Source organism: Pseudomonas syringae (assembly GCF_000737245.1).
In the GTDB taxonomy this organism is placed as follows: Bacteria; Pseudomonadota; Gammaproteobacteria; order Pseudomonadales; family Pseudomonadaceae; genus Aquipseudomonas; species Aquipseudomonas syringae_J.
Genome location: NZ_JPQU01000041.1, coordinates 61,050 through 68,494 on the forward strand (window position 1 = coordinate 61,050; position 7,445 = coordinate 68,494).

General features: G+C 58.6%; 5 protein-coding genes and 1 pseudogene. 2 read left to right on the forward strand and 4 right to left on the reverse strand.

Translation table 11 applies throughout. The features are described from left to right. Positions 1-141 precede the first annotated feature (141 nt). Together IV01_RS10470 and IV01_RS10465 are read left to right on the forward strand one after the other, a co-directional pair. Positions 142-1,446, forward strand: a complete 1,305-nt coding sequence (locus IV01_RS10470; RefSeq protein WP_418903538.1) for an MFS transporter — start codon at positions 142-144, stop codon at positions 1,444-1,446. Beyond that, positions 1,443-2,714 (forward strand): metal-dependent hydrolase family protein, encoded by a 1,272-nt coding sequence (locus IV01_RS10465; protein WP_032629334.1) that lies wholly within the window; start codon positions 1,443-1,445, stop codon positions 2,712-2,714. The genes IV01_RS10470 and IV01_RS10465 overlap by 4 nt, the downstream gene beginning before the upstream one ends. A 69-nt stretch (positions 2,715-2,783) precedes the next feature. Here the strand turns inward: IV01_RS10465 and IV01_RS0125195 are convergent, their stop codons facing one another. The 4 genes and pseudogenes from IV01_RS0125195 to IV01_RS26855 all read right to left on the reverse strand — a co-directional run. After that, on the reverse strand, positions 2,784-3,830 hold the full coding sequence (locus tag IV01_RS0125195) for a sel1 repeat family protein (protein ID WP_080290326.1): 1,047 nt from the start codon (positions 3,828-3,830) through the stop codon (positions 2,784-2,786). After that, positions 3,827-5,113: a DUF6396 domain-containing protein gene (locus tag IV01_RS10460; RefSeq protein WP_032629335.1), complete on the reverse strand. Its 1,287-nt coding sequence runs from the start codon at positions 5,111-5,113 to the stop codon at positions 3,827-3,829. The genes IV01_RS0125195 and IV01_RS10460 overlap by 4 nt, the downstream gene beginning before the upstream one ends. Then, the gene (locus IV01_RS10455; protein WP_032629336.1) at positions 5,113-6,930 is read right to left on the reverse strand and encodes a phospholipase D-like domain-containing protein; all 1,818 of its coding nucleotides are present in this window, start codon (positions 6,928-6,930) and stop codon (positions 5,113-5,115) included. Before IV01_RS10455 ends, IV01_RS10460 begins: the two co-directional genes overlap by 1 nt. After that, positions 6,927-7,445, reverse strand: a pseudogene (locus tag IV01_RS26855) (type VI secretion system tip protein VgrG); the annotation flags it as partial. The pseudogene IV01_RS26855 and the gene IV01_RS10455, both read right to left, overlap by 4 nt.

Sequence of the window (7,445 nt, forward strand, 5' to 3'; positions counted from 1 at the left end):
TTTGCCGCATCCTAGACGCCGAGTATTCTCCAGCCTACAAGGGCATCAGACCCTGACGATGTTTCACCCATGCTTCTCTGCCCAACTCGTGCGCGGGACTATCCCTGCGTTATCTGCATGCAGGAGTTTTACGTGAACGCTATAAAAAACGCTTCCACGCTCACACATAACCAACAGGCCCGCAAAGCCGTAATCGCTACCGTGGTAGGCAACGGCCTGGAGTGGTTCGACTTCACTGTCTATAGCTTCTTCTCGGTGATTATCGCCAAGGTCTTCTTCCCCACCGACAGCGAACTGACTTCATACCTGCTGGCACTGGCCACTTTCGGCGTCGGCTTCTTCATGCGCCCGGTGGGCGGCATCGTGCTGGGCATCTACGGCGATAAGCACGGGCGCAAGGCGGCGCTGTCGCTGACCATCCTGTTGATGGCGCTGGGCACCCTAATCATCGCCATCACCCCTGGCTATGCGCAGATCGGCCTGATCGCCCCGGTGCTGATTGTGCTGGCTCGCCTGCTACAAGGTTTTTCGGCTGGCGGCGAAATGGGCAGCGCGACCGCGTTTCTCACCGAGCACGCGCCAGATGGCAAGAAAGCCTTCTACTCCAGCTGGATCCAGGCGAGCATCGGCGTAGCCGTACTCTTGGGCTCGGGTCTGGGTGCATTACTGTCGAGCTACCTGACCCAGGCGCAGCTGGAAAGCTGGGGCTGGCGTATCCCGTTCATCATTGGCACCTTGATCGGTCCGGTGGGTTTCTATATTCGTAGTCGCATTGACGAAACCCCTGCCTACACCGACGCAAAAACCACTGAATCGCCGTTGCGCGAAGTGCTGCGCACTTACCCTCGGCAGACCCTGATCAGCTTCTCGCTGGTGGTGCTGTGGACGGTGTGCACCTACGCCATTCTGTTCTACATTCCGTCGTACTCCACCCGAGTGCTGGGCCTGCCGAGCTGGATGGGTTTCAGCGCGGGGATGATGGGCGGCGCGGTGCTGATCGTCGCCACGCCTATCGTCGGCATGCTTGCCGACAAACAGGGTCGACGCCCTTGGCTGCTGGGTTCGGCGGTGGCGATTTTCTTCGCCGCCTACCCGATGTTCCTTTTCATCAATCAGGTGCCCGGCGTCGCATCGCTGCTGATATTTGAACTGGTGATGGGCTTGTTGATTGCCGGTTACATCGGCTCGATCCTCGCGGCATTTGGCGAGTTGTTGCCGACCCACGTGCTGTCTACGGGTCTGTCCGTGGCCTACAACTTTGCAGTCACTATCTTCGGCGGTTTCGCCACCTTCACCATCACTTGGTTGATCGCCAATACCGGCAGTAATGTCGCGCCGGCCTTCTACATCATGTTCGCGGCAGTAGTCAGCGGCTGCGGCGCGTACCTGTTCCGCGACCGTAACGCCAGCACCAACACCAGCTTCAAAGGAGCAGCTTTGCAATGAGTACTCAAAACACTTCGCGCCTGATTCTGCGTAACGGCCAGTTGCTGGATGTGGTCAAGGGCGAGCTACTGGGCGGTCTGGAAGTTGTCATCGAGGGCGGCCGCATCAGCGCGGTTCGCCCGCAAGGCAGCCTCCAAACCAGCACCGCCGAGGCCGATGCGCAAGTCATTGATCTGGATGGCCGCACCCTGATGCCGGGTCTGATCGACTGCCACGTTCATGTGCTGGCCTCCAACGCCAACCTGGGCATGAACGCGCTGCAACCCAACGCGATCATCATGTACCGCGCCCTGCCGATTCTTGAAGCCATGCTCAACCGTGGCTTTACCACGGTGCGCGACGCTGGCGGTGCGGACTGGGCCCTGGCGCGCTCCATCGCTCTGGGCCTGGTGCCGGGCCCGCGTATCTTCGCGGCCGGTAAAGCGCTCTCGCAAACCGGCGGCCATGGCGACATGCGCGCTCGCGGCGAACTGCTGCTCAGCGAACCGTGCTCGTGCTGCTTCCGCGCAGGCGCCATCGCCCGAGTGGTGGACGGCGTGGACAATGTGCGCCTGGCGGTTCGTGAAGAGCTGCAACAAGGTGCCAATCAGATCAAGATCATGGCCTCCGGTGGCGTATCGTCCCCGACTGACCCGATTGCCAACACTCAATACAGCGAAGCGGAAATCCGCGCCATCGTCGACGAAGCCGAAGCCGCCAACACCTATGTGATGGCCCACGCCTACACCGCCCGGGCGATTCGTCGCGCCATTGAATGCGGCGTGCGGACCATCGAGCATGGCAACCTGGTGGATGCCGATACCGCAAAACTGATGGCCGAAAAAGGCGCGTTCGCCGTACCGACCCAGGTCACCTACGAGATGCTCGCCAAACATGGCGCCGAAGCGGGCTTGCCGCCGGATTCAGTGGCCAAGATCGAAGACGTCCGCCTGGCGGGCCGCAATGCACTCAAGTTGTTCGCCGATGCAGGCGTGGAAATGGGCTACGGCTCGGACCTGCTGGGCGACATGCACCAGTACCAGAGCCACGAACTGCAGATCCGCGCAGAAGTACTCGGCAACCTCGCCGCCCTGCGCAGCGCCACCAGCGTCGCGGCGAAGATCCTGCAACGTGAAGGTCAGCTGGGTTGCATCGCCGAAGGCGCCATCGCCGACCTGCTGGTCGTAGACGGCAACCCACTGGAAAACATCGACTGCTTGGTCGGCCAAGGCGAAAACCTGGCGATGATCATTCAGGAAGGCAAGATCAAGAAAAACACATTGGTGTAAGGCTGCTGTGGGCTGATATCGAGCCTGAAAAAAACCGATGCCGGGACGCTGGCATCGGTTTTTTTGTGGCTAGTCACTGAGCGCGTCGAAGGTGTGCCTGAAGATTAGCGACCCCGGCATGGGTTTGCCCGTGACAGGGTCAAGAACCTTGGCATTGGCGAGTTCGTGGATCAGCTGCATGCTGGGCTTTTCTGGCGGAACGTTGGCCAGCCTTGCTTCCAGCCATTGCAGCTTGCCGTCCCATTCAGGCAGCGGCGCGGGAGGAAGAGGAACGATATCGTTGATCTCCGGGACCTTGGGGTTGGCGTAGGAGTAGTTGGCCAGGACTCGCCAGATTTTTTCGTAGCGGTTGGCGCGTTCGATATCCTCTTGTTGAGCGAGGTAGTGCAGTTCGTTAGTGGGAGGGGGATTACGAAAAACTTTAACCATCCGAGAAGCCGCGGAGCTATAACCGGCGGCCACCCCCAACTGCAATATTTTGACAGCTTCGCTGTATTCTTTGTCATCCTGGAGATACATCGACAACATGACTGCAGCCTTACCATGTCCCTGCTCGGCAGCGCATCGGCGCATCTGGCGGGCAATATCCGGTGCGATGTCAATGGGGGCCAGCTTATCGCCCACTTCATATTGGGCTTGGGCACTGCCCGTGTCGGCCGCCTTGCGAAAATAGCGCAGAGACATTTCCGGATCCTGCTGCAACCCGGCCGAGCCGTTTCTCAGGAAGACGCCGATAAAGTAGTAACCGCTTGCCACCCCCGCGTCAATCAGGCTCTGACTGAGGCGTAAATGTTCGTCGCCCCGCAGCTTGAATTCCCCACGCCGGGTGCCGTTTTGCAGGTTGATATTGGCCTTGTAATGGCCGTTTTCGGCGGCGATACGGTACAGCCGCTCGATCTCGACATACACGCTCGGGTCCTGTTTAAGCAGGTTGTTCTTCTGCAGCCAGCGCGCGTACTGGAACAACACGTCAGCTTCGGCGGAAGGGGTGGGAATAGTTTCGTGCACGCAGGTAAAGGCCAGTTTGGCCTTGGTTTCGGTCATCGGGTCCAGCGAGGTTTGGCTGCAACCGAGCAACGTCGCGCTCAGGAGTACGGGTATGAACGAGCGCTTCATCCGATCCACCCCCAGCAAACCCCTTGCTCTACTTCCGTGTATTTATCGGGCAGCGGCCAGATGATCGGGCGATAGAAGCTATACGGGGCTTTAGGCAGAATGTCGCCTTCTTTGAAATAGCGAGGGTCGTTGCGCACCATCAACAGGTGTCCAGGCCAGGGGGTACTCGAAATTTTCCAGTAGCCGCTCTGGGGACAGGGCTTACCACTTTGGGCGTAAAGCCCGAGATAGTTGTTTTGGTTGAAGCCGGACGACCCCGGCATGGGTTTGCCAGTAACCGGGTCAAGGACCTTGGCATTGGCGAGTTCGTTGATCAGCTGCATGCTGGGCTTTTCTGGCGAAACATTGGCCAGCCTTGCTTCCAGCCATTGCAGCTTGCCGTCCCACTCTGGCAACGGGGCCGGTGGCAAGGGAACGATGTCGTTGATCTCCGGGACCTTGGGGTTGGCGTAGGAGTAGTTGGCCAGGATCCGCCAGATTTTGTTATAGCGGTCGGCGCGCTCGAGGTCTTCGGGTTGGGCGAGGTAGTGCATTACGTTGGAGGGGGGGGGATTTCGAAATGCATCATCCAAGCGACCGGCAGCGCTCTCATCACCAGCGGCAACCCCCATTTGCAAGACGTGGGTAGCTTCGTCGTATTTCTTATCGTCGCGCAGATAAAGCGAAAGAGTGACAGCGGACTGACCATGTCCTTGCTCAGCGGCGCAGCGATACATCTGTAGAGCAATGCTCGGAGCTATGTTGCTAGGTTCGAGTTTGATGCCCACTTCGTATTGAGCCTGAGCACTGCCCGTGTCGGCAGCCTTGCGCAAGTAACGCAGGGACATTTCCAGGTCCTGCTTAAGCCCGGCCGAGCCGTTTTTCAGGAAGACGCTGATAAAGTAATAACCGCTGGCCACGCCCGCATCGATCAGGTTCTGACTGAGGCGCAAATGCTCGTCACCGCGCAGCTTGAACTCCCCACGCCGGGTGCCGTTCTGCAGGTTGATATTTGCCTTGTAATGGCCGTTTTCGGCGGCGATACGGTACAGCCGCTCGATCTCGACATACACGCTCGGGTCCTGTTTAAGCAGGTTGTTCTTCTGCAGCCAGCGCGCGTACTGGAACAACACGTCAGCTTCGGCGGAAGGGGTGGGAATAGTTTCGTGCACGCAGGTAAAGGCCAGCTTGGCCTTGGCTTCGGTCATCGGGTTCACTGGCATGTCCTTGGATTGAAGAGTCAACGCATCGCCCGTTCCACAGGCGGCTAACAGCAGACTTGAAAGCAGAAGGAGTCGGCGCATCAGTCGAGGTCTGCCATGGTCTTTTCTCCGTAATAAAACTCGATAAGTGGGGCGTAGGGTTCCCACGCTTTTTCTTTATCGTTTTGGCGTTTCCTGTTTTCCTCGATTACGTTCCCCCAAGCTTTGAACGCTACCGCCGGATCATCCTGCACCCCCATCCCTCCCGTATGCAGATCCCACAATCGCCGCCGAAGCCTCTCGGTCACGCTCGCCCACTCATGAGCGACGTTTATCTCGCTGTCGACTTCCATGCTGCGGCTGTTGATATTGGCCGAGCCGTGGGTGGTGAAGACGTCGTCGATGATCATCAACTTGGAATGGATGTACACCGGCATCCAGTCCTTGCCTGCCGGGGAGTCCGGAGCGACCAGTGAGCAGACATGGATTTTCAGACCGGGCCGCTTCTGTACGTCGATGGTGCTGTCGTTGATCTCTTTGATTTGCCGGTCCAGTGCGGCCTGCCACTGCTTGAGTTCCCTTTGCCCGACCTGGTCGCGCAGGTCCGGGCGCGGCCGGGGTGGCGCGTTGTGTTTCACCTCTTCGATGCGCTGTAGCTTGGTGACATTGGGCATGGTGTCGGCGCGCCCCAGGGTTTCAAGCATGCGCTGGGTTTTTACCGTGCCTTTACCCATGCCATCGTCGCTGGCGTTGGTGATCACGAACAGATGCAGGGCACCCTCCTTACCGGGATCGACGCCTCCTTTGATTTGACGCTCTGCAACCTCGTTGATCAGCTTCGCCAGTGGGGGCCAGCGAAAGTACTGGTTCTCGATGTAGATGAACCGGGTCGCGTTGTTGACGGCTTTCAGGTAAAGCTGCTCGATGTCTAGCGCCTTCTCCTGTGGCTGGGTGCGAACGATCTGCGCCAGTTGTCGAGTCACTTCGGGAGCGCATTGCAATACGGGCCCCACCTGCTTGGCCTCGCGCGGCCCCAGCAAGTCCTCGCCGGTTTCGTTGAACCATGCGGTCGCGAAGTTGTGGTGCAAGTGCTCTAGAATTGGGCCGCTGAGCTGACAGGAAATGTCCTGCCGCGGCTCCTTGCCACGTGGGCCGACGTTGGGTGCAGGCTTGGTGTTCTCAGTGCGGTTTAATGCGGAATGCTTATCGGTGTCCCAATACTCATCCAGCATGTTGTGGCCCATGACGAAACCCACGGCGCGGTCAGGAACCTGGTAATCCACCAGCACGGTTTTTTGGTGGTGGCTGGGCGCAAGCTTCATGACGTAACGCATTTTCGCGCTGATATCCGGATCCAGCCCCTGGTATTTCACCCAATGGGAGATCTCTCCCCTTTCCTGCCAGCTGAAACCCCGGCCGACAAACACAGGCAGACGGGGATCATGCCCGGCGGCCTTGTTGCCACTGACCGCACAGGTGGCATACCAATACTTGTCATAGGCATATTGGTCTTCGGTGGTGTGCTGTAACTCTCGCTGCAAGATGCGTAATTTGCCTTTGCCCGGCAGATTGGTCTCCCCCGCCGCACCTGCGAGATTGAGTGGAAACTCCCAACCCAGTACGCGTACCTTGACGCCTTCACTGGCTTTGATCATCAGCAGTTCGCCAATGCTCGGGGTACAGCTATCACGAATGAAAAACATCGATGGCTGAAACCCCCAGCAAATGATGTCAATGGTTTTGCTGGCCTTGGCGACCGCCATGTGCACCGCTCGAAAAGCTTCTTCGCCGTTGACCAAAGGTTGATAGGTGGCTTTGGCCGGGCGGTATTTAGTCTTCAGCACGTACCATGGCGAGGCGCAGGTCACTTCGTTAGTGTGCTGGAGTGCAGCCGGCGTCACGATGTCTGATTGATTCATTGAGGCTTGTCCTCCTGGTCGTCATTGAGCCCTTGAAGCACCGCTGCATAAAGGTCGCGGTGATCTGTGTGCGACCCGGGTTGACTCAAACTGTCATCGGGTTGCGAGCGATGGTTGTGCAGGCCGCTATTGGCCAGCACGCCCTGCTCGACATTGTCGTATTCGGTGGGGATCGGAATCTGATACGTCACACCGTTGGCCAGCTCTAGCCGGTATTGCCGCGTGACGACCTGATGCTCGATCAGTAATTGCCCGGTGTTGTCGAGGATGCCTTTCTGCAATGGCGCCCCATCGGCATAAAGCGTGTAAGGCATACGTGCCCAGCCTTTGTCGGGCGCGTTGGCGGCTTGCGGCACGTTGATTCGCAGGCTCTGTCTGGAAAGGCTTTTCGGGTAGTCGGGATGCGTGGCGGTCATGCTGGCCGGGCCGCTGTAGGCGAAATGAGCTGACTTGACGTTGTAGTCCCCCGCCGTACCGGATTCGATGCTGTTCGGGTCGAGGGTGATGTAGCTGCC

Coding starts and splice junctions, on each gene's coding strand:
- IV01_RS10465 (WP_032629334.1), top strand. CDS start 1,443: ATGAGTACTCAAAACACTTCGCGCCTGATTCTGCGTAACGGCCAGTTG.
- IV01_RS0125195 (WP_080290326.1), bottom strand. CDS start 3,830: ATGAAGCGCTCGTTCATACCCGTACTCCTGAGCGCGACGTTGCTCGGT.
- IV01_RS10460 (WP_032629335.1), bottom strand. CDS start 5,113: ATGCGCCGACTCCTTCTGCTTTCAAGTCTGCTGTTAGCCGCCTGTGGA.
- IV01_RS10455 (WP_032629336.1), bottom strand. CDS start 6,930: ATGAATCAATCAGACATCGTGACGCCGGCTGCACTCCAGCACACTAAC.